At 37.6% G+C, this 23,101-nt stretch carries 17 protein-coding genes and 1 pseudogene; 8 read left to right on the top strand and 10 right to left on the bottom strand.

What is annotated here, in order from left to right; all coding sequences use genetic code 11:
* Window positions 1-455: 455 nt before the first annotated feature.
* The 5 genes from rplT to dnaK form a co-directional block, all read right to left on the bottom strand.
* Complete coding sequence (gene rplT, locus C3007_RS03380) at window positions 456-809, bottom strand: 50S ribosomal protein L20 (RefSeq protein ID WP_005546410.1); 354 nt, start codon at window positions 807-809, stop codon at window positions 456-458.
* Window positions 810-874: 65 nt separating this feature from the next.
* Window positions 875-1,072: a 50S ribosomal protein L35 gene (gene rpmI / locus C3007_RS03385; RefSeq protein WP_005596065.1), complete on the bottom strand. Its 198-nt coding sequence runs from the start codon at window positions 1,070-1,072 to the stop codon at window positions 875-877.
* Between the two features lie 217 nt (window positions 1,073-1,289).
* The gene (gene infC / locus C3007_RS03390; RefSeq protein WP_440582635.1) at window positions 1,290-1,835 is read right to left on the bottom strand and encodes a translation initiation factor IF-3; all 546 of its coding nucleotides are present in this window, start codon (window positions 1,833-1,835) and stop codon (window positions 1,290-1,292) included.
* A gap of 261 nt (window positions 1,836-2,096) precedes the next feature.
* Window positions 2,097-3,236 carry a molecular chaperone DnaJ gene (gene dnaJ, locus C3007_RS03395; RefSeq protein ID WP_103853100.1) on the bottom strand — a complete coding sequence of 380 codons (1,140 nt, stop codon included), beginning with the start codon at window positions 3,234-3,236 and terminating at the stop codon, window positions 2,097-2,099.
* Between the two features lie 68 nt (window positions 3,237-3,304).
* Window positions 3,305-5,203: a molecular chaperone DnaK gene (gene dnaK, locus C3007_RS03400; protein WP_103853101.1), complete on the bottom strand. Its 1,899-nt coding sequence runs from the start codon at window positions 5,201-5,203 to the stop codon at window positions 3,305-3,307.
* A gap of 454 nt (window positions 5,204-5,657) precedes the next feature.
* On the opposite strand from dnaK, the gene C3007_RS03405 reads away from it, so the two are divergent.
* From C3007_RS03405 to C3007_RS03430, 6 genes are all read left to right on the top strand, one after another.
* Window positions 5,658-7,418: a class I SAM-dependent DNA methyltransferase gene (locus C3007_RS03405; protein WP_103853102.1), complete on the top strand. Its 1,761-nt coding sequence runs from the start codon at window positions 5,658-5,660 to the stop codon at window positions 7,416-7,418.
* Window positions 7,348-8,811, top strand: coding sequence for a restriction endonuclease subunit S (locus tag C3007_RS03410; RefSeq protein WP_103853103.1), 1,464 nt, complete (start codon window positions 7,348-7,350; stop codon window positions 8,809-8,811). The genes C3007_RS03405 and C3007_RS03410 overlap by 71 nt, the downstream gene beginning before the upstream one ends.
* The gene (locus C3007_RS03415) at window positions 8,808-9,641 is read left to right on the top strand and encodes an FRG domain-containing protein (protein WP_103853104.1); all 834 of its coding nucleotides are present in this window, start codon (window positions 8,808-8,810) and stop codon (window positions 9,639-9,641) included. Before C3007_RS03410 ends, C3007_RS03415 begins: the two co-directional genes overlap by 4 nt.
* Before the next feature lie 170 nt (window positions 9,642-9,811).
* Entirely contained in the window at window positions 9,812-10,360 is a 549-nt protein-coding gene (locus tag C3007_RS03420) for a hypothetical protein (RefSeq protein WP_103853105.1), read from the top strand.
* On the top strand, window positions 10,353-10,850 hold the full coding sequence (locus tag C3007_RS03425; protein WP_103853106.1) for a hypothetical protein: 498 nt from the start codon (window positions 10,353-10,355) through the stop codon (window positions 10,848-10,850). Before C3007_RS03420 ends, C3007_RS03425 begins: the two co-directional genes overlap by 8 nt.
* Before the next feature lie 97 nt (window positions 10,851-10,947).
* On the top strand, window positions 10,948-14,145 hold the full coding sequence (locus C3007_RS03430) for a type I restriction endonuclease subunit R (protein WP_103853107.1): 3,198 nt from the start codon (window positions 10,948-10,950) through the stop codon (window positions 14,143-14,145).
* Between the two features lie 151 nt (window positions 14,146-14,296).
* On the opposite strand, the gene C3007_RS03435 is transcribed toward C3007_RS03430, so the two are convergent.
* The 3 genes from C3007_RS03435 to C3007_RS11640 all read right to left on the bottom strand — a co-directional run bounded on the left by C3007_RS03435 (window position 14,297) and on the right by C3007_RS11640 (window position 18,848).
* Complete coding sequence (locus tag C3007_RS03435) at window positions 14,297-15,523, bottom strand: ATP-binding protein (RefSeq protein ID WP_103853108.1); 1,227 nt, start codon at window positions 15,521-15,523, stop codon at window positions 14,297-14,299.
* A 368-nt stretch (window positions 15,524-15,891) separates the two neighbouring features.
* A complete protein-coding gene (locus C3007_RS11680) occupies window positions 15,892-18,603 on the bottom strand; it encodes an ATP-dependent DNA helicase (RefSeq protein WP_103853109.1) in 2,712 nt (903 codons plus the stop codon).
* 71 nt (window positions 18,604-18,674) lie between these two features.
* Entirely contained in the window at window positions 18,675-18,848 is a 174-nt protein-coding gene (locus C3007_RS11640; RefSeq protein ID WP_174896877.1) for a hypothetical protein, read from the bottom strand.
* Between the two features lie 213 nt (window positions 18,849-19,061).
* Between C3007_RS11640 and C3007_RS03450 the strand changes: the two are divergent.
* A pseudogene (locus C3007_RS03450) lies at window positions 19,062-19,355 on the top strand (type I restriction enzyme endonuclease domain-containing protein); the annotation flags it as partial.
* A gap of 61 nt (window positions 19,356-19,416) precedes the next feature.
* Here the strand turns inward: C3007_RS03450 and znuB are convergent.
* Window positions 19,417-20,202, bottom strand: a complete 786-nt coding sequence (znuB, locus tag C3007_RS03455; RefSeq protein WP_103853111.1) for a zinc ABC transporter permease subunit ZnuB — start codon at window positions 20,200-20,202, stop codon at window positions 19,417-19,419.
* Window positions 20,203-20,211: 9 nt separating this feature from the next.
* Window positions 20,212-21,009, bottom strand: coding sequence for a zinc ABC transporter ATP-binding protein ZnuC (gene znuC, locus C3007_RS03460; RefSeq protein ID WP_103853113.1), 798 nt, complete (start codon window positions 21,007-21,009; stop codon window positions 20,212-20,214).
* A gap of 187 nt (window positions 21,010-21,196) precedes the next feature.
* Between znuC and mepM the strand changes: the two genes are divergently transcribed.
* The gene (gene mepM / locus C3007_RS03465; protein WP_103853112.1) at window positions 21,197-22,708 is read left to right on the top strand and encodes a murein DD-endopeptidase MepM; all 1,512 of its coding nucleotides are present in this window, start codon (window positions 21,197-21,199) and stop codon (window positions 22,706-22,708) included.
* Window positions 22,709-23,101: the final 393 nt, after the last annotated feature.

The following is a 23,101-nucleotide window of genomic DNA, read 5'->3' on the forward strand; positions in this document are numbered from 1 at the left end:
ATCTTTTTAAATCGCTAAAATTCCATCGCACTTTATTTTTCGTTTTATACGGACGGACGCATAGGTCCGTTCCTACAGGCTCTTTTTAAATAGCTAAAATTCCATCGCACATTTTTTATTTTATTAATTTTTACCGAGATCTATTTATTCCCAGTGAAAAGTTTCTCTCTTTTGTAAAGAGGGGGTGGTGAGATTTACCATTATTTCCTCGTAGGGGCGAACCTATGTGTTCGCCCGTGTTCATTTTCCCATCAGTTGTTTAGAAAATATTGTTTCGGGCAGACACATAGATCCATCCCTACAAGGCAAAGTGCGGTGGGAAAATTCATCATTTTTTCACCGCTCTTTAAGAGGATAAAAAACCTTGATAAATCATTCTTATGCTTATTTTGGCAAAATGAGCTTATAAGAAAAAGGACGCTATGTAGCGTCCCTTAACAATCAGCCTTTAAAAATTAAAGCGCAGATTTTGCTTTTTCAACTAATGCTGCAAATGCAACTTTGTCGAATACTGCAATATCAGCAAGGATCTTACGATCGATTTCAACAGAAGCTTTTTTCAAGCCGTTGATAAATTTACTGTAAGATAAGCCATTTTGACGGGCCGCAGCATTAATACGTGCAATCCATAATTGACGGAATTGACGTTTACGCTGACGACGGTCGCGATAAGCATATTGACCTGCTTTAATTACAGCTTGGAACGCAACGCGATAAACACGTGAACGCGCACCATAATAACCTTTAGCTGCCTTAAGAATTTTCTTATGGCGAGCTCTTGCAATAACACCACGTTTTACACGAGCCATTATTTAATCTCCTATACAATATTATTAACTAAAATTCACTTGACGTACGCTTTACTTGTTTACGCTTATGCGTATGGCAAGCAGGCTACAACTAAAACTTGGTCTGCTTTCGCAACCATTGATTTATGACGTAGATGACGTTTACGTTTAGTGGTTTTCTTAGTCAAAATATGACGTAAGTGAGATTGTTTACGTTTGAAACCGCCAGAAGCTGTTTTTTTGAAACGCTTCGCAGCACCACGTACTGTTTTAATTTTAGGCATTGTTTAAATAACTCCGCATTGTTTAAGTTAAATTTAATGATCAGGCGAATAAAAATTTTATTACTTGTAAAGCACTCATCATTTCGATTTAGTTAGCCGAGGGCTATCCTACATAAGGAAATCAGGTTGCGTAGTTTACCTGATTATCACTTTGTTTTTCCGCAAAGAAAAACGGATGAATTCTATAAGATCCATCCGTTTTAGGCAAGAAATAAAATTATTTTTTCTTCGGTGCAATTACCATTACAGCTTGGCGACCTTCTAGTTTCCCCGGAGCTGACTCAATCATTGCAATTTCTGAGGTATCTTGTTTAACACGCTCTAGCACATTTAATCCAATATCTTGGTGAGCCATTTCACGACCGCGGAAACGCACTGTAATTTTTACTTTATCACCATCTTCTAAGAAACGTAAGATACTGCGTAATTTAACTTGGTAATCCCCTTCATCAGTACCCGGACGGAATTTAATTTCCTTCACTTGTACAACTTTTTGCTTTTTCTTCTGCTCTTTCGCTGCTTTACCTTTTTCATAAAGGAATTTACCGTAATTCATAATACGGCAAACGGGTGGCTCAGCATTTGGGCTGATTTCCACGAGATCGAGATTTACTTCTTCCGCTTTATTTAAAGCCTCTTGCAGACTGACAATTCCTGCTTGCTCACCATCTTGGTCAATCAAGCGAACTTCCTTCGCCCGAATTTCTTCATTAATGCGATTTGGGCGATTTGTTGTTGGTGCTTTTTTTACGGTTTTAATAATCTTATTCCTCTATATAATTAAAACAATTTTCTGCAATGCAGAAGAACGAAATTTCACTTGCTTTATCTAAAGCAAAAACGGGCAAATTCTATAGTATTTACAGTTATTATGCAATAGTTCATTTCAAACACAATCGTGATCGTTATCACAAAAAATACAAAAAAACGACCGCACTTGATAAAATGCGATCGTTTTTAATTTAAAGGCTGGTTTAGTTCAAATAATCCTGTTTTAATTCACTATCTCAGCGAATTTAACAAGCTATTTACCTAAATTATCAAAGAATTTTTTTACACCATCTAAGAAACTAGATGATTTTGGGCGGTGTTTTTTTCCACCTTCCAGACTTGCTTCTAATTTTCTTAATAGTTCTTTTTGTTCTTCATTCAATTTAACAGGGGTTTCTACAATAACTTTGCAAATTAAATCGCCCGTATAACCATTGCGTGGCGAAGCAATTCCCTTACCACGCAAGCGTAATAATTTGCCAGTTTGTGTCTCAGCAGGAATTTTTACTTTTAAGCGTCCATCTAATGTTGGTACGTCAATTTCTCCACCTAAGGCCGCCATTGTAAAACTGATTGGCACTTCACAGTATAAATTATTACCATCACGTTCAAAAATATGGTGTGGTTTAACGTGGATAACCACATATAAATCCCCCGCTGGTGCGCCAAATTCGCCTGCTGCGCCTTCACCGGCTAAACGTAATTGATTTCCTGTATCTACGCCTGCTGGAATATTCACTGACAGGTTCTTCTGTTTCTGAACACGTCCTTCACCGTGGCATTTTTTACAAGGTTTTTCAATTTTCTTTCCTGTACCATGACAGGTTGGGCATACTTGTTCCGTTACGAAAAATCCTTGTTGGCGTCTTACGCGTCCAGCACCGTGGCAAGTTGGACAGGTTTCCACTTTAGAATCTTTTTCTGCCCCTGTACCGTGACAGTGATCACATTCTGCAAGTGTGTTGATACGAATATCTTTCTTCGTTCCTTTTACTGCTTCTTCTAGGCTAATTTCAATGTCATAGCGTAAATCTTCACCACGTACAACACGCTGCTGACGACCACGTCCGCCACCGAAAATATCGCCGAACATATCGCCAAAAATATCACTGAAATCAGCACCGCTAAAGCCTCCGAAACCACCGCCAGCACCGCCAAATCCACCTTGTTCAAAGGCTTGATGTCCGTATTGATCATAAGCGGCACGTTTTTCTTGATCACCTAAAATTTCATAGGCTTCTTGCACTTCTTTAAATTTTTCTGCAGCGTCTTTATCCCCTTGATTGCGATCGGGGTGTAATTTCATTGCAAGGCGTTTGTAGGCTTTTTTAATCGCTTTTTCATCAGCACCACGCTCAACGCCAAGTACTTCATAATAATCTCGTTTTGCCATTTTTATCCTATTTTTTATACGCTAAAAGGGCATATCGCTATGCCCTTTGGATTATTGTTGAATGTGAATTATTTATTATCTTTCACTTCTTCAAATTCAGCATCTACCACATCATCATTGCTGTTTTGCTGTGGCTGTTCACCAGCTTGTGCTTGTTGTGCTGTCGCTTGCATTAATTTTTGTGAAGCTTGTACAAGTGCTTGAATTTTCGCTTCAATGTCCGCTTTGTCTTCACCTTTCGCTGCCGTTTCAAGTTCGTTCACAGCGTTTTCAATTTGGGCTTTATCATCGGCAGATAATTGATCGCCAACTTCGCCTAATTGTTTGCGTGTGCTATGAACTAGGTGATCAGCTTGGTTACGAGCTTGCACTAACTCTTCAAATTTACGGTCAGCATCTGCATTTGCTTCTGCATCACGAACCATTTGTTGAATTTCATCTTCACTTAAACCAGATGAAGCCTTAATGGTAATTTGCTGTTCTTTACCTGTACCTTTATCTTTTGCTGAAACGTGGATAATACCATCCGCATCAATATCAAAGGTTACTTCAATTTGTGGCATACCACGTGGTGCTGGGTTAATGCCTTCAAGGTTAAATTGACCTAATGATTTGTTTGCAGAAGCTTGTTTACGTTCACCTTGTAACACGTGAATGGTTACTGCACTTTGGTTATCTTCTGCGGTTGAGAACACTTGTGATTTCTTCGTTGGAATCGTTGTGTTTTTCTCAATTAGGGTCGTCATTACACCACCCATTGTTTCGATACCGAGTGAAAGAGGGGTTACGTCTAATAACAAGACATCTTTCACATCACCCGCTAATACACCACCTTGCACCGCCGCACCAATAGCTACTGCTTCATCAGGATTGACATCTTTACGAGGTTCTTTGCCAAAGAACTCTGCCACTTTTTGTTGTACTAATGGCATACGTGTTTGACCACCTACTAAGATCACGTCATCAATGTCTGATACGCTTAAACCTGCATCTTTCAATGCCACTTTCACAGGCTCTAATGAGCGTGCTACTAAATCTTCTACTAAAGCTTCTAATTTCGCACGAGTTAATTTAATGTTTAAGTGTTTTGGCCCTGTTGCATCTGCAGTGATGTAAGGTAAGTTCACATCAGTTTGTTGCGCTGAAGAAAGTTCGATTTTCGCTTTCTCTGCAGCTTCTTTCAAACGTTGCATTGCAAGCGGGTCGTTGCGTAAATCAACACCTTGCTCTTTTTTGAACTCATCAACTAAGTAGTTAATTACACGGTTATCGAAGTCTTCACCACCTAAGTGAGTATCACCATTGGTTGCTAATACTTCAAAAGTTTTTTCGCCATCTACCTCATCAATTTCGATGATAGATAAGTCAAATGTACCACCACCTAAGTCATATACTGCGATAGTGTGGTTGCCTTTACCTTTGTCTAAACCATAAGCAAGCGCTGCTGCTGTTGGTTCGTTAATAATACGTTTAACATCTAAACCTGCAATGCGGCCTGCATCTTTGGTTGCTTGACGTTGTGCATCGTTGAAGTAAGCTGGTACAGTAATTACCGCTTCAGTTACTGGCTCACCTAAGAAATCTTCTGCTGTTTTCTTCATTTTTTTCAACACTTCAGCAGAAATTTGCGGTGGTGCCATTTTTTCATCTTTCACTTCAACCCACGCATCGCCGTTGTCTGCTTTCACAATGCTAAATGGCATAATGTTCACATCGCGTTGTACTTCTTGATCTTCAAAACGGCGACCGATTAAACGTTTGATTGCAAATAATGTATTTTTTGGATTTGTTACTGCTTGACGTTTCGCAGGCTGACCTACTAAGGTTTCGCCATCATTTGTATAAGCAATAATTGACGGAGTTGTACGATCCCCTTCCGCATTCTCAATAACACGCGGTTTGTCGCCGTCCATTACAGCCACACAAGAGTTTGTTGTACCTAAGTCAATACCAATAATTTTTCCCATAATATGTTTTCTCCTAATAAAATTCGATTAATTCGTTTACGCTTGATTAAATTGGGCTGGTTTTAAAAATTTCAAGTGCAATGTTGCAAATTTTTTGCATTTTTTCACACGCGAATAACATTCAAAGTGCGGTGGAAAATTTCCACATTTTTCAGCCCAACTCACTGATGGAAGTAAAATGTTGGCTGAAAGAGAAATTTCAAGGGCAAGCAAACAAATTTTTTGCTTTCTGCTTCATTTTTAACCTACACCAATATAGAAGCCTTAAATATCAAAGAGATAGAGAAGAAAAATAAAAGTGCTAACGCGTTTTTTCGTAAAATAAACAACGAAAACACACACGCTCGCCTAAACTTTAGGCAAAAAAGACAATTTAAAATACAAGGGGTTTTGTTATAATTCGCCGGTCTTTAAGTATCGAGACCAACCAAAGAGGTAAAAAAGAGGTAATCCAATGACAGCACAGCACAGCACAGCACAGCACAGCACAGCACAGCACAGCACAGCACAGCACAGCACAGCACAGCACAGCACAGCACAGCACAGCACAGCACAGCACAGCACAGCACAGCAAGATTCTAGTGCCAGCCTCGCACAACAGCAAGCGTTTTTAAATGATTTAGATGCCAAACTTTGGAAATCAGCAGATAAGCTGCGTAATCAAATTGATGCTGCCAATTATAAACACATCGTCCTTGGTTTTATTTTCCTAAAATATATTTCTGATAGCTTTACCAGCTATCGTCCAAAACTTCTCGCTCAACTGCAAGATCCACAAAGCTCACTTTATATTGATCCGAAAGAATATTCCCCTGAAGAATATCAAGCCGTCCTTAATGAAGAAATGGAAGATAAAGATAACTATGCGGCAGAAAACATCTTCTGGGTGCCACCGCAAGCTCGTTGGGAAAATATTCGCAACAATGCCACCTTAAGCAAAGGTGCGCCGTTGCCTTGGGGCGGCACTTTTCGTAGCGTAGCAAATCTGCTTGATAACGCCTTTATCGCCATTGAAGAAAAAAATGACAAACTCAAAGGTGTGATTCAACGCATTTCAGGCTTTGATGTGAGCGACAAAACCCTCATCGGCTTAATTTCCACCTTTTCTGATACCGATTTCAGTCAGCCCACTTACAACGGCCAGCCCATTTCAATGGCAGCAAAAGATATTCTTGGCCACGTTTATGAATACTTCCTTGGTGAATTTGCCGCCGCCGAAGGGAAAAAAGGCGGTGAATATTTCACCCCAAAATCTATTGTAACTCTCATTGTTGAAATGCTTGAACCCTATCAAGGCCGCATTTACGACCCAGCAATGGGATCGGGCGGTTTTTTTGTGCAAACGGAAAAATTTATCCGCGCACACCAAGGCACCATTAACCAAGTGTCTATTTTCGGGCAAGAATATAACCCTACCACTTGGAAACTGGCGGCAATGAATATGGCAATCCGTGGGATCGAATTTGATTTTGGGAAGCGTCCAGAGGATAGCTTAGTCAAGCCACTGCACATTGATAAAAAAATGGATTTTGTAATGGCCAATCCCCCTTTTAACGTGAAAGATTGGTGGGACGAATCCCTACAAGGCGATCCACGCTGGGCATACGGCGTGCCGCCAACAGGCAACGCCAACTTTGCGTGGATTCAGCATATGCTCAACCAACTTGCGCCACAAGGTCGAATGGGTATTGTGCTGGCAAACGGCTCAATGAGCAGCCAATCAAGCGGCGAGGGCGAAATTCGCCAACGCCTAATTGAAGCCGATTTGGTGGAGGCGATGGTTGCCCTGCCAAGCCAGCTCTTTACCAATGTGCAAATCCCTGCCTGCATTTGGTTTTTAAACAAAAACAAAGCACGCAAAAAAGAAGTGCTGTTTATTGACGCACGAGAAATCGGCTATATGAAAGACCGCACCCTGCGCGATTTCACCCCTGAGGACATCGCCCACATTGCCAACACCTACCACGCTTGGCAGCAAAACAACGGCTATAAAAACCAAGCGGGCTTCTGCTACGCCGCCAGCCTTGATGAAATCGCAAACAATGATTTTGTTCTCACCCCAGGGCGTTATGTCGGCACGACAAAGCAACAAGATGACGGTATTCCTTTCGCCGAAAAAATGGAAAAACTCACCGCACTTTTAAATGAACAATTTGAACAAGGGCGAGGGTTGGAAGAGCAGATTAAGAAGAGTTTGGGGATTTGGAGAAATTAAGAAAATGGCAATTCTAAAAGAATTAGCATATATACAAAGTGGATATGCTTATAAAGCAAAAGATTTTTTGAGTACAGGAAAATTTCCTGTCTTAAAGATAAAAAATATAAGAAATGGATACATTGATTATTCAGATTGTAATTTTATTAATATTGATTTAGCCAATAAAACTAAAAAATGGGAAACCAAAGAAAATGATATTTTAATTTCTATGACAGGTTCTGGTCCAAATGCTCCATCATCATTAGTTGGTAGAGTCGCTAGAGTTAGGAAAGGGGAAGAAAAAGCATATATAAATCAGAGAATAGGTAGAATTATTGTTACTGGAGATATAGATCCAGACTTCATTTTTTATTTTTTAAGTCAAAAGTCAGTTCAAAAATATTTAGTTGATAATTCTACTGGTAGTGCTAATCAAGTAAACATAAGTGCAGAAACTATTCTATCTATAGAACTACCGAAAGTAACCTATGAAGACAGCGTTAGAATTAAGAATATACTGAATAAATTAGATGAGAAAATCACCCTAAACACCCAAACCAACCAAACCCTAGAGCAAATCGCACAAGGAATTTTTAAACACTGGTTTATCGACTTCGCCCCTGTACATGCCAAAGCCAACGCCTTGGCGCGTGGCGAAACCGCCGAACAAGCAGAACTGGCAGCAATGGCGTGCTTAAGCGGAAAAACTGTGGAAAAAATCACCGCACTTAAAACCCAAGATCCCACCGCCTACCACCAACTGCAACAAACCGCCGCCGCTTTCCCAAGCGAATTTGTGGAAACCGAAATGGGGGAAGTGCCTAGGGGGTGGGAGGTGAAGCAAGTTAAAGATATGGGAAAAATCATTTGTGGAAAAACACCTTCTAAAAAGAAAGAAGAATTTTATGGTAATGACATTCCATTTATCAAAATTCCTGATATGCATAATAATACCTTTATTATAAAAACAACGGATAATTTAAGTTTATTAGGTGCAAATAATCAAAAAACTAAATTTATTGAGAAAGGTAGTATTTGCATTAGTTGCATAGCTACTGTTGGCCTAGTTTCAATTACAAGTGAACGTTCTCAGACTAATCAACAAATTAATAGTATCGTTCCAAATTCAGAAATATTCACAGAATATTTATACCTTTACTTTTCACAAGATACTATGAATAAGAAACTGAAAGATTTAGCTAGTGGTGGAAGTGCTACACTGAACTTAAACACCACTGCATTTTCAAATATAACATTATTAATACCTAATAATAATTTAATAGAATTTTTTCATAAGAAGGTACAACCTTTGTTCGATAAAATTTTATCAAATAAAAAAGAAAGCATATCTTTAAGTGATACAAGAGATGAGTTATTGCCTAAGCTTTTGAGTGGGGATATTGAATTATGACAGGAAAAATTAAAAACCTAGATAAAATAAAAGTTGCCAACATCAATAAAAATATATTTAATCAAGATTATATTGCAGAAGCATATGATGACTATCAAAGTATATTTCAATGTTTAAAAATAGAAACTTGGGAGCAATTAGAGTGGCTAATCAAAGAAACTAAAAATCAAAGAGAATATGGAACTTTTATTTTTCGTGGACAAAGAGATTGTCATTGGAAGCCTATAAGCTCTTTAGAGAGAGAAATAACTTCAGACTTCGATACTATCAAAAATAAACATTTAGAAAATTTTAGACGGTTCGCTAGAGGAAAAATAAATGAGCAATTTTTACTTCAAAAAACAGAAGAAACTGAATACATCAATGAAATTTGGGCTGTAGGTCAACATATGGGATTAAAAACTCCATTATTAGATTGGTCTAAATCATTTTTTATTAGTTTATTTTTTGCCTTTAAAGAAAGAAATAATAATTCACCCTATAGAGCCGTATTTTGTCTTAATTCTGATATTTTAGACAGAGGGTTAAATTATGTGAGTGAGATTTTTGAACCTATTTCCGATCCCTATGGAAGATTAACAGCACAACAAGGTTTATTTCTTACTAATAAAGCCATTATATATATCAGAGATAAACTAAATAGAAATATCAACAATAAAAACTCAAGAGAAGCCAATATAAAAATAGCTAGAAAATATTTTATCAACAATAAACTAAGAGATGAAATAATTGACTATCTAGATTTTATAGGAATAAAAATAGATACCATTTACCCTGATATACAAGGAGTAATTGAGAAAGTAAATGAAATGCTATTAAAAAATAAATAATTTATAAAAATAATTATTTTTAACTATATTTGCCCGTAGGGTGGGCTTTAGCCCACCGAATGAAAAATTATTTTAAACGGTGGGCTAAAGCCCACCCTACGCTGAAATCTCCCCAATCGCTCTTACTAAGAGAAATGTTCGAGAGAGGATAGATAAAATAGGAAAAACATATGGCAAAATTACACGATATATATACAGAAGAAGAATTAAACCTCATTATTGATGAAATATCAAAACATATTGAAGTTGATACTGAAACTGACTGCTGCGTATGGAAAGGACCTACTGATAAAGCAACACCTTATCTTATTGTTACGGCAGGATATAAAAGAATTTATGTTACAATAAAACGTTTTTTTCTAATGTATGAAAATCCTGATAGAAATTTTAAATATAGGATTAAGGTAGATTCTACTTGTGGAAATATAATGTGTGTAAACCCTTACCATCTACAAATTATTGAAGAGTCAAGCAACTATATGGCTGATAAAAAAGTGGAAAATGCAATGCCAGTAAAAATGAAGAAAGCTACTCAAAGAATGATTGAGGCACTTCGATTCTACAAAAACAATAGATATTTATATGACACTGATGGAGAAGTTGCTATAAAGCTAGGTATCAGCCACCCCACTCTTTCAAAATATCTAGGGATCTATCGTGATAATCCAGAGCCTTGGGATGTATTAATTAATGAATACAATGAGAATAAAGATGAATAAGCTACGTGATTTATATTCTGATGATGAAATTAAAAAAATTATTAACAATATCTATGAACATATTATTGTTGATAAAGAAACAGACTGCTTTATTTGGACTCATTCGATGAATGGGGATCGCCCTTACTATTACACAAGAAGACAAGATAAAGTGATTGCAATACCTGTAAGGTTATTTCTACTTATGTATGAAAATCCTGAGATATACTATCCAGAAAGACTACGTATTAGAGAAACTTGCCAAAACCCAAAGTGTGTAAATCCTTATCATCTAGAAATAAAGAAGAAAAAAGAAATTGATAAAATACAATTTGCAAAGTCAATAATTTTCTATAAAGAAAATGTACTACAATTAAAATCTAATATTGTTATTGCAGAAAAATTAGGCATTACCCCTATTACATTATCAAAATACTTAAAAGAATATAGAAAAGCTCCTAAAAAATGGGATGAAATTATAAACACGCTAATAAATTCAAATAAGTTATAACTTTTAATTACCAATAATATTCTGCAACGTAGAAACGTAGGGTGGGCTAAAGCCCACCCTACGCTGAAATAATGAAAAACAACAAAAGGAATCCCCAATGCGAATAAACGAATCCACCATTGAAAATCTCGCCATTGAACAGTTGAAATCCCTTGGTTGGCAATATGCCTATGGCAAGGAGGTGTTGGCTGAGCTGGCTTATCCTTGGCGGGATAGCCTGAAAGAAGTGGTGCTGAAGCCCCATTTATTGCAAAGTTTACGCAAAATTAACCCGCACTTGCCCGAGGAAACCCTGCTTAATGTGGTGCAGTTGGTGTGCAAAAGCGATATTTTGCCGGTGGAAGAACGCAATAAGCAGTTTTACCAGCTGTTAAAGCAAGGGGTGAAGGTGCGTTATCAGCAAAACGATCAGGAAAAGCACGATGTGGCGCTGTTGGTGGATTTTAAACAGCCAGAAAATAACCTTTTTTATGTGATCAATCAGTTCGATATTCAGGGCAATAAAGGCAAGCGGATTCCAGATATTTTGTGCTTTGTGAACGGTTTGCCCTTGGTGATTTTTGAGCTAAAAAATCCCTTTAAGGTGAATGCGGATTTGGATCGCGCCTTTAATCAGCTACAAACGTATAAGCACGAAATTGACGATCTTTTTGTATTTAATCAGCTAATGGTGATTTCAGATGGCACAATGGCACGGGTGGGATCGCTCACGGCAGATTTTCAGCGTTTTTTGCCGTGGCGTGTGGTCGATGAAAGCCAAAAAAGCCAGCGAGTGAAATTTGAATATGAACTTGAAGGCTTGTTGCAAGGGCTGTTTTCGCCGCAAACCTTGCTCGATTATGTGCATAATTTTGTGGTGTTTGAAAGCGATAACAAAGGTCGCACGGTGAAAAAAATTGCCGCCTATCACCAATTTTATGGCGTGAATGCAGCGGTGGAAGCCACCATTGGCGCGCAGTTAAGCGATAGCCGTAAAATTGGCGTGGTGTGGCATACGCAGGGTTCGGGCAAATCCCTTTCTATGTTGTTTTATGCGGGCAAACTGATCAGCCAGCCTGAATTGAAAAATCCCACCATTGTGGTGGTAACGGATCGCAATGATTTAGACGGTCAGCTTTTCGCCACATTCAGCCAAGATCAAGATATTATTCGCCAAACGCCGATTCAAGTGGAAGATCGCGAAGCCCTGCGTGTGGAATTGGCAAAACGGGAAAGCGGCGGGATTATTTTTACCACCATTCAAAAATTCGGCTTAAACGAAACAGAAAGCCAATTCCCTGTGCTGAATACAAGGCACAATATTATTGTGATTAGCGATGAGGCGCACCGCTCGCAATATGGTTTTCACCAAAAAGTGAATGCGCAAGGGGCATACCGCGAGGGCTATGCGAAATATCTGCGCACTGCCCTACCCAATGCGAGCTTTATCGGCTTTACTGGCACACCAATCAGCCTTGAAGATCGCGATACGCAAGATGTGTTCGGCAAATATATTTCCATTTATGACATTCAAGATGCGGTGAATGATGGCGCGACTGTGCCGATTTTCTATGAACCGCGTCAAATTCGTCTAAATGAAAGCGAGGACTTTGGGCAAGCGGTGGAAGAAGCGCAAACAATACTTGATGATGACGAAAATAGCTATGCGTTCCGTGTGCGTGAGCAGTTAATGGGCAGTGATTCGCGAATCAAAAAATTAGCGGAAGACCTAGTGCAACACTTTGAAAAACGCAACGAGCTAATCGAAAGCAAGGCGATGGTGGTGGCAATGAGCCGCCGAATTTGCGTGAAGCTCTATGATGAAATCGTCAAACTTCGCCCAGATTGGCATAGCGATGATGTCAATCAAGGGGCGATTAAGGTGGTAATGACGAGCAGTGCTTCAGATTCTGAAAGTATGCAAGCCCATAGCTATTCTAAGCCTGAACATAAAACCTTAGAAAAACGCTTTAAAGATCCTGATGATCCGCTCAAAATCGTGATCGTGCGTGATATGTGGCTGACGGGATTTGACGCGCCTGTGTGCAATACAATGTATATCGACAAGCCAATGCAAGGGCATAATTTAATGCAGGCAATTGCGCGGGTAAACCGTGTGTTCCGCAATAAAAGCCGTGAAAATGGCGGGCTGATTGTGGATTATGTAGGCTTGAAAGAAGAACTGAAAGCCGCCACGGAAGAATATACCAACGCAGGTGGTAGTGATCAGGTGAAAACCGATATTGAGCAAGTGTTTCAAAAAATGTTGGAATATCTTTCCATTATCCGTGGACAATTTGCTACGCCTGTTGAGGGCAAGATTTTTGATTTAGCCCACGCCTTGCAAGAGCGAAATCCTAAGCAATTACTTGAAGCCATTGGGGCTGCCGCAGATCATATTCTGGAATTAGATCATCAAGAAAAGAAACCCGATGATCCACAAAGTGCGGGGGAAATTTCGCAAGATTTTGCTAAAAAGGCCAAAACACCGCGTAAAAAAGCCTTTTTAGAGGCGGTTTCCTTAGCCAAAAAAGGCCTTGCCCTTTGCCGTTCGATGGCTGAAGCCCAGCATTACGAACAAGAAATTGCGTTTTTTGATGCGGTGCGTGCCACCATCATCAAAACAGCAAATCAACAAGGTTCGCCAAGTTCACCAAAAGAAAAGCAAATCAAGCTCGTCCGCCTGCTCAACCAAGCGGTGCAATCAGACGGCGTGGTAGATTTATTTGAATTAATGGGTGAAGAACACCCTGATATTTCCATTCTTTCGGACAATTTTCTCGGTATCGTTGAAAAAAGTGGCAAGCCAAATTTATGGGCTTCTGCCATTGAAAGTTATTTAAAACGGGAAATTCGCGACAAAGCAGGCAACAATATTGCCGTGCAAAAAACCTTTGAAGAAAAACTCAAAGAAGCACTAAATCAATATAACGCGCATAATTTAACCGTAATCGAGGTGATCAAAGAATTATTAAAACTTGCAAAAGAACTGCAAGCTCAGCTCAGCAAAGGGCAAGAATTAGGCCTTAGCACTGCGGAACTGGCGTTTTACGATGCCTTAAGCCAAAACCAAAGTGCGGTGGAAATTTTGGGCGATGAAGTATTGCTGAATCTCGCCAAAGAAATCACCGATAAATTGAAAAAATCCGTTACCATTGATTGGCAGTATAAGGAATCTGTGCGAGCGAAAATGCGTGGGCTGATCAAAAGAACGCTTAGAAAATATAAATATCCACCTCCTGACGAAGGACCAGAACCAGTTGAATTTATCATTCAACAAGCCGAATTGGTGGCGGACGAGTTGAGTAAAGCATAATTTATGGATAAAAAATAGGCTTAATCATTAAGCCTATTTTTATTGTTAATATAAAAAGTGCGGTGGTTTTTTTCCCACATTTTTTATTTCAGATTTTCCATTTTTTACGGCTAGCTTTTGCAAGATATTGTATTCATTCAATAAATGTATTTTAGCCATAATTTTGTTCCCCAAATATCTTCCAAAACGGCACAATCTCAATCACTTTGCCATCAACAATCATTTTATCTTCCTGATCAAAGGTAACGATAACGCCTTGCTCCAATTTAAAGAAATTCATCGCATCAACTAAACCGTCCCGTTCTCGGGCGATATTTTCGGCGTTTAGTTGCCAGCAGACTTGGATAAGTTGTATCGGAGTGCTGTTTTGGCAGACCACAAAATCGCATTCTTTGTTGTTTTCATTGTAGTAATATAGCTCTGAAAATTGTCGTCTAAGTCCCCAAAATACGGCATTTTCCAGTTTTCTGCCGAGATCTCGGCTGAAAAATGGGCTAATTACACGCTGTAAACCATTGTCGATAAAATAGACTTTGCGTGGGTTAGCGAGCTGGGTTTTGTAGGAATAGGCAAATTTTGGCAGCAAATGGATTACATAGGCTTGCTCTAAATGCGAAAGATATTCCTGTACGGTGGAAGTGCTTTTTACTTCAAGGCTTTGTTTGAGTTTGTTTGCACTGATTAAATTGCCCACGTTACCCGCCAGAAAAAGTAGCAGACGCTTCATCGCACGTTCGTCACGAATGCCAAAACGGACGATAATATCGCGGTATAAAATATCGTTAATCAAGGCGTTTAAAATCTCATCTTCATTAAATTGCAGATATTGTGGAAAACCGCCGAGAGTCAAATAATCTGAGACCGCCTCGGCATTTTTTGCCTTGCCGAGAAATTCGCAAAATTCCACAAAAGAGAAAGGGAAAAGCTCTTTGCTGATGTGCCACCCTGTCAGTTTTGTGCCTAGCTCACGGCTGAGCAAAGAGGCATTAGAACCTGTTGCCACCACTTGATAGCCCTGATCAAGTTTGCCACGTACATATACTTCCCAGCCGTCAATCACTTGGATTTCATCAAAATAGAGTGTTTGAATCTGTGGGTTTTCTGCAATGATTTCATCGAGTAAGGCAAAATCGCTAAACTCAAAATTAAAAAGTTGAGGGGTATCGAAGTTGAGAAAAAGATAATCATTTTCTGCTTGTTTCTTAATAAGTTGAGTGAGCAATGTACTTTTTCCACTACGGCGAATACCCGACACCACCAAAGCAAAATTAGGCAGAATTTTGATTTTTTCCAGTATTTTGCGTGGATAGGTCTGCTGCGATAATAACTGCTGTTGCTGGCTTGTAATAGCTTGGATAATTTCTGATTTTAACAACATAAACTAACTCCTTATCAACCTGTTCGTTACTAACAAACAAAAGTATTTGATAATAATGGAAGCTATTTTATGCGAAAAATAGAGAGAAAAGCAAAGTGTTTGTTGCTATCGAACAATAATATTTGATAGTGATGGACGGTTTTGTTTTGCTTCAATCCTTTTGAGCTTTTGCGCTTATCTCAATGAAAAAATGTAATATTATTACATTTTTTCTAAAGAAAACTACAACATAGCAATTTTTGATAATAAGGTGGAATTAAAACATAAACACAATGCGAAGTTGTTAGAACTGCTGAATCCGAGTTATAAATCAGACTAAAAAATGCCGTCTAAAAAATTTTTCAGACGGCATTATAATTTAACAATGATTAATTCTTTTTATCTATTATACTTTTTAAAAGCTTTGTATCTCTAGAGAAATTTTTTTTCTCAAAACTAGCTAAAATAGATTTTTCAGTTTCAGGAGACCAATAAATTTTTAGATCTTTCTTAGCTCTTGTAATTGCTGTATAGAAAATACTGTGTGTTACAAGCTCTTCAATTTCGTTTGTAATAACAATTTTTACAGAATCATATTCCAGACCTTGGGATTTATGTATAGAAACTGCATAAGCAACTTGAAAAGGAACAAGAGCAGATGAAGAATCATTATCTTCATCAGCACCAGGGTACTGATTAACAGTAAAACCGATAACAGAATTTAAGTTACTATCAGTTTCTATAAGTTTAAAATCATAAGGTTCAGCATCTATTTCATTAATTTTAATATAAAGTTCAATTTCAAAAAATATTGTTTCTTTTTCTTTTTTGATAGAAACTATTTTTCCTTTCATGTTATTATGAATCAGTGGAGCAAATCGTTCTGATTCATTAAACAATATTGGATCTCCAATTTTATATGTATTTACTCCCCATATTATAGGTGTATTAGGGTTACTATTTTGTAAAAATCTATTAATATTATTTATTCCATAAACCCCATCATAGTTCAGGCAAAGTATAATTTCATCATCTCTAGTTCTTTTTAAAATGCTATCATCTAAATAGACAGAATAATTATTCTTAACCATTGGCTCTAAGATGGCGATATCTAGTTCTCTAACTCTATTCCAAACAGTCAGTAAATCATTATCAGTTGTTCTATAAGGTTTTGTAAGCTCTATGATTGATGATTTACCTAGAAATTCCCTTAATATATTAAACCAGTTACCAAATAATATTGATTCTATCTGAAAAACATCTCCAACTAACACCATTAATTTACATTTTATTTTTGTTAGGATAGCCTTCATATCTCGATTACTAACGGTACTACACTCATCAATAATTAAAATTTCATATTCATTACTTTTATTTCTAGGTGATAAAAATCGAGAAATAGTCATGAACTCACAATTTTTAGCAGATACTTTTCTTTTTAAATTATTAATAGCTGGGTTAGTATTTGTTAAATACAGCTTACTTTTTTCACTCCAAAAATGAGATACATGGTTAATAAATGTAGATTTTCCTGTTCCTGCTGCACCATAAACTAAAGCTAAGCGGGAGTTGCTGAACATACGCTTTAAGAAATTTAATTTTTCTTCACAATCTATTGAATAGCTATTAGTTTCTATCCATGACTCTATTGAATTAGTGTAGCCAGATACTTTTTGTGTTGAGAATTCTTTTAGTTTCTTTATGATTTCAAGGCAATCAGCTACATACTCACTTATGCAAAGATAATTTTTATATTTAACTAATTTTCTCCCTTTATGTGTGTAATAAAGTTTAGAATTATATTTTCCCACCAAGTCTGAAATATTATTAAATCCTACTATCTCATCTATAGGCGTAAATAGCATTTCTTTTTGCTCAGTATTATTTTTAATTAGTCTTGCTAAAAACTCACTCTCTCGATCTTTATACTCTATACAATCAAATAAATCATAAATTTTGGGGTTATGATTCACAAGAGATGTAGTAAATGGCATTTGTTCAAAAGGAATACATCCCCACTGTAAATATAGGTTGGATAGTTTAGGGCATTGGACATCATTTAACTGGGATTTTATAATTTTATTATTCATTCTGTACAATAAATATCTTATTACATTAGCTCCATCTTCCTTTTTTTCAAAGAATAAATCTCTACAGGTATCAAGAAGTTTTATAAAATGTTCTGTTTTAGCGTTTAATAAAACTCTATTTCTAAATTCATTGTAATATTTATCTGATAAATTTAAAATATCTACTAAACACATTTTAGAGTCTTTTAGCTCTTTCATTAAATTACTATATTCTATGCTTGTTGAGCTAATAGGTTGAGTTTTAAAGATCTTTGAAAAATTTCTAAACTCACAAGAACGAATGGATACTTCCCAATCATCAATAATCTTAATAGGCATTTTTCCACCAAAAGTATCAATAAATTCTTCTCGTACTCTTAGCTGTACAGAATAGTTATGCAAAATGTTTAGTTTGGTAAATGCAATAATCCGATCAAATTTACTAACTTTATCATCAGCAAGAGTAAAAGTGATTTCATAATATATGCGATGATTAATAAAGAATGGCTTAATCTTTTGAATATAATACTTATCTCGGTAATCTAAATAATTAGTTTTGTAATTATATTTATCTATCTTTTCAGATACTTTGCTATAAAATTCATAATAGCTATTATCAAGTTCCAATGGGAAATCATCAATATTATTTAAGATTTGAAGTCTATATTCATCTTCTAAGAAGGCCTTTATTCTCAATAAATATTCATAATACTTTAACATTAATCGTTCAGAACCATTTTCATCTAATGTATAATGAGATGCGGATTTTTGAAGTAATTCATGAAATTTATGTAAGAAATTAAGATTCCCCTTTGATTTTATATATTCCCAAGCAGATTTTTTATTCTTATAATCGTTTGGATCAATGTCATTTCCTTGACTATATATTTTCTGTGATATGTATTCAACAAGATTTCTGAGTTGAGCTAATATATTTTGAGATAATAACCCCCTTTCGCTTTCATCAAATTTACTTATATTTTTGCAAATAACTTTATTTGTATCTAAAATTGCTTTATCTATTTTTAACATAATAATTTCCCTTAAGTTAATAACTATAAGCCGTATTCAATAGTACATCTATATCCAATCCCTTCAAAAACTCACACCAAACGTAAACACTGTACCAAATCAAACACATTTCCCTTAAATTCGTCCATCGTTACTACATATTTCGGGTAATTGTTTTGGATTTTTAGCAGGTTTTCAACAACCGTAATATGGATAAATACTAAATCTTCTTTGTTGATATAAATAATGTAAGCGTTGGCATCCATCGCTTGAATCTCTTGCATAATTTAAAACAGTTGATAGCTTTTCTCATTACTCCGTAAGACTTTTATCAAACGTTTGTCGATAAACGGACGGTTTCAAGATATTTATGGCAATACATTGAATTTTTCTTCATAGACAATTTCTCTATTTATGATTAAAACTCTACCTTTAAATTAAGAAAGTTTCAACTATATCCAAAATTTGGAACTACTCTCTTGAGTCTTAGCCCAGCGGAACTGGCGTTTTACGATGCTTTAAGCCAAAACCAAAGTGCGGTGGAAATTTTAGGCGATGAAGTGTTGCTCAATCTTGCCAAAGAAATCACCGATAAATTGAAAAAATCCGTTACCATTGATTGGCAATATAAGGAAAATGTACGAGCAGAAATACGAAGACAGCTAAAAAGAACGCTTAGAAAATATGGATACCCACCAGAGAACAAAGATGAAGCCATCGAATTTATGCTTAAACAAGCGGAAGTAGTGGCAGATGAGTTAAGTAAAGCGTAGCATTGAGGCAGAAAAAAGGGCTAAATTTAAGATTTAGCCCTTTTTATTCGCTTTGTTGAAACTAAGCACTTTCGCGTTTAAACAAAGAAAGCAGAAATAAGAACGTTGCGCTAATCACCACAGAAGGGCCTGCGGCGGTGTTGTAGAAAGCGGAGAGCATTAAGCCGAAAGAAACAGCGAGAATGCTAATAAGCACGCCGATAGCCACCATTGCTTCTGGGGTGCGGGCAAAACGCCGTGCGGTGGCGGCGGGGATAATCAGCAAGGAAGTGATGATTAAAGCGCCAACAAACTTCATACTTAAAGCAATGGTTAAGGCGGTTAAAATCATTAATACAAAACGCATTTTGCGAATGTTAATGCCTTCCACTTGCGCAAGCTCTGGGCTAACCGTGGTGGAAAGCAGTGGTTTCCAGTAATACCACAAACAGCCCACCACCACTAGAACACCAACGGCGATAAGATAAAGATCATCATAGCTAATTGCAAGTAAGTCGCCAAATAAATAATTCATTAAATCCACCCGCACATTTTGCAGCAGCCCCACTGTTACTACGCCTAAAGAAAGGCAGCTGTGTGCAATAATGCCAAGCAAGGTGTCCACGGAAAATTGCGTGTTGCTTTCTAGCCAGACCATTCCTAAGGCGAGCAAGAGCGTGAGAATTAAGATGGTTAGGTAAGGATCAACTTGTAAAAATATCCCGATTGCCACACCCAACAAAGCGGAATGGGAAAGCGTATCGCCAAAATACGCCATTCTTCGCCACACCACAAATGCCCCTAGAGGTGCGGTGATAAACGAGAGCAAAATACCCGAAAGCCAAGCGGGAAGTAAAATCTCAAACATTTCAGTTCCTTAATGATGCTTTTTATGTTCGCATTGTTGCGATTGAAAATTTTTGCCGCAGCACACATCGCCGTGCATATTGTGTTTGTGATTATGATGATGAGTATAAAGGGCAATATTTTGCGAAAATTGGTTACCAAAATAATGCATAAATGTCGGATCATTCGACACAATTTCAGGCGTGCCGGCACAGCAAATATGTTGATTAATACACAGCACTTCGTTGGTGTCCGCCATCACAATATGTAGATCGTGCGATACCATCAAAATCGCACAATTTAGTTGTTTTCGTGTTTGATGAATGAGCTGATAAAGCTCCGCCTGCCCAGTAATATCCACCCCTTGTGTGGGTTCATCTAACACGAGCAAATTCGGTTTATTCAAAATGGCCCTAGCGAGCAACACCCGTTGCATTTCACCGCCCGATAGCTTTTGCATTGCATTTTGCTTTAAATGGGAAATGGAAAGGAGAGCTAACGCCGCTTCAATCTCAGATTTACTCACACCCTTTTTTAAAGCAAGAAATTTTTCTACCGTTAAAGGTAAGCTATGATCAAGATGAATTTTTTGCGGCACATAGCCAATACGCACATTATTGTGATAAATCACTTCACCCGAACTTGGCTTAATCAATTTGAGTAAGACTTTGAGCAAAGTGGATTTGCCACCACCATTCGGGCCTACAATGGTGAGAACGGAATCAGAATAAAGAGATAAGTTAATGTTTTGTAAGACATTTCGTTGTTCAAATTGCACATTAATATTTTTTAATTCAATTAATGGCTGTTTAATGGCGTGAATTTGCATTTTATCTCTATACATTACGAAAAATTGGCTTAAAATAGCCCATTTTGTCGGATTTAACAAGTTTCTCATTGAAATGCTTAGAATTTATTCAGTTAAATCCTTTTCAGCAGGTGCGAATGAATTTTTTAGCACTTCATAGGTCTTAATAGAATGCAAGTTTTAATTAGTATATAAAAGGAAATAGGTAGTGCAGCACGTTAAACTAGCAAGGGATAGACGAAAAAGAAAGTCGCGAATTAAGGCGGCGGTCTTCCTTTTGGCGATATTATCTATTTTCATTGGCATTGTATTAAGCGTAAAAGACAATGCAAAAACCGATCCGCTTGCGGTATCTTCGGACGAAGTGCAGTATAAGCCACTCAATGAAACCGAAGAAGCCCCTCAACCACAAACCAATAGCGAATTTCAGGATATTCAAGCAAATGAAAATATCACCGAACATTCGCAAGAAAATCAAAGCGATAGCACAAACACAGAAAAACCAAATTCTGATGAAGCCACCTCTTATGACGATGATCTGCAAGGTAAAGATGATGAAGTTGAGCAAGTCAATCTTGATGATGAAGATGAATTTGCCGATTTGCCTGAAGACGCCAAAAACGCCGTTAATGACTTACTTGATGTAGCAGATCAAGCCATTCGCATCAAAGATCAATTTAGCCATACCGTGGTAAAAGGCGATAGTCTGAAAGATGTGCTAGAGCAATCTGGGCTAGAAGATGAAACCAGTAAAACCCTTATTGCTGCTTATCCCGAGCTAAAAAATCTTAAAGCGGGACAGCAATTCTATTGGATTTTAGATAAAGACGGCGAATTAGAATACCTAAACTGGCTAGTTTCTGAAAAAGAAGAACGAATTTATGAACGCACTGCGGAAGGCAAATTTAAACGCCAAATCTTGCAGAAAAAAAGCGTATGGAAAAAAGAAGTGCTAAAAGGGCAAATCAAAGGCTCATTTTCTAGCAGCTTAAAAGCACAAGGGCTAAATTCAAAACAAATAAGCCAATTAGGCAGCGCTTTGCAATGGCAAATTAGTATGAAAAAACTCAAACAAGGTGATAAATTTGCCGTGCTCGTTTCCCGTGAATATTTGGATAACAAACTCACTGGGCAAGGTAATGTGGAAGCCATTCATATTAGCTCGGGTGGAAAAAGTTACTATGCCATTCAATCTAGCAATGGTCGCTATTATAACCGTCAAGGGGAAACGCTGGGTAAAGGTTTTGCGCGTTATCCTATGCAACGCCAAGCACGCGTCTCCTCACCATTCAATCCAGCAAGACGCCACCCTGTTACAGGGCGAATTCGTCCACATAACGGCGTGGATTTCTCAATGGCAATCGGCACACCGGTTATCGCCCCTGCTGATGGTATTGTCGAAAAAGTGGCATATCAAGCCAACGGTGCAGGGCGCTATATTATGATCCGCCACGGTCGTGAATACCAAACCGTTTATATGCACCTAAGCCGCCCATTAGTCCGAGCGGGGCAACGTGTAAAACGAGGTGAACGCATTGCCCTTTCTGGCAATACCGGGCGTTCAACTGGTCCGCATTTACATTATGAATTTCATATTAATGGTCGCCCAGTTAATCCGCTCACGGTGAAATTGCCGGGTACAAGTAGCCAAATGTCCACCGCTGAACGCAAACAATTCTTGGTGAAAGCCAAAGAAGCAGAGCGTAAATTAAAAATCTAAACAAAAAAATAAGTGCGGTGCTTTTTGATAAAATTTTCGGTATCATATAGCTATTATATGAGAATTTACTCTTTATGTTATGTTATCTTTTTATTTATTAAAAGTTTAATGATTCAAACAGCCATAAAAGAAAGTTGCACAATAAGAAACCGCAATATCTAGCTATCGCTCAATGCTTAAAAACAGAAAGAAACCTTTTCAATTTCGTAAAAGAATTTCAGAAAAATTGTAATTATCGTTTGACATTTGTTTTATAAGGAGCAAAAAATGTTCAACGCAACGCAACGCAACGCAACGCAACGCAACGCAACGCAACGCAACGCAACGCAACGCAACGCAACGCAACGCAACGCAACGCAACGCAACGCAACGCAACGCAACGCAACGCAACGC

Origin of the sequence: Avibacterium gallinarum (assembly GCF_002921135.1) — a bacterium.
Classification (GTDB): Bacteria; Pseudomonadota; Gammaproteobacteria; order Enterobacterales; family Pasteurellaceae; genus Avibacterium; species Avibacterium gallinarum.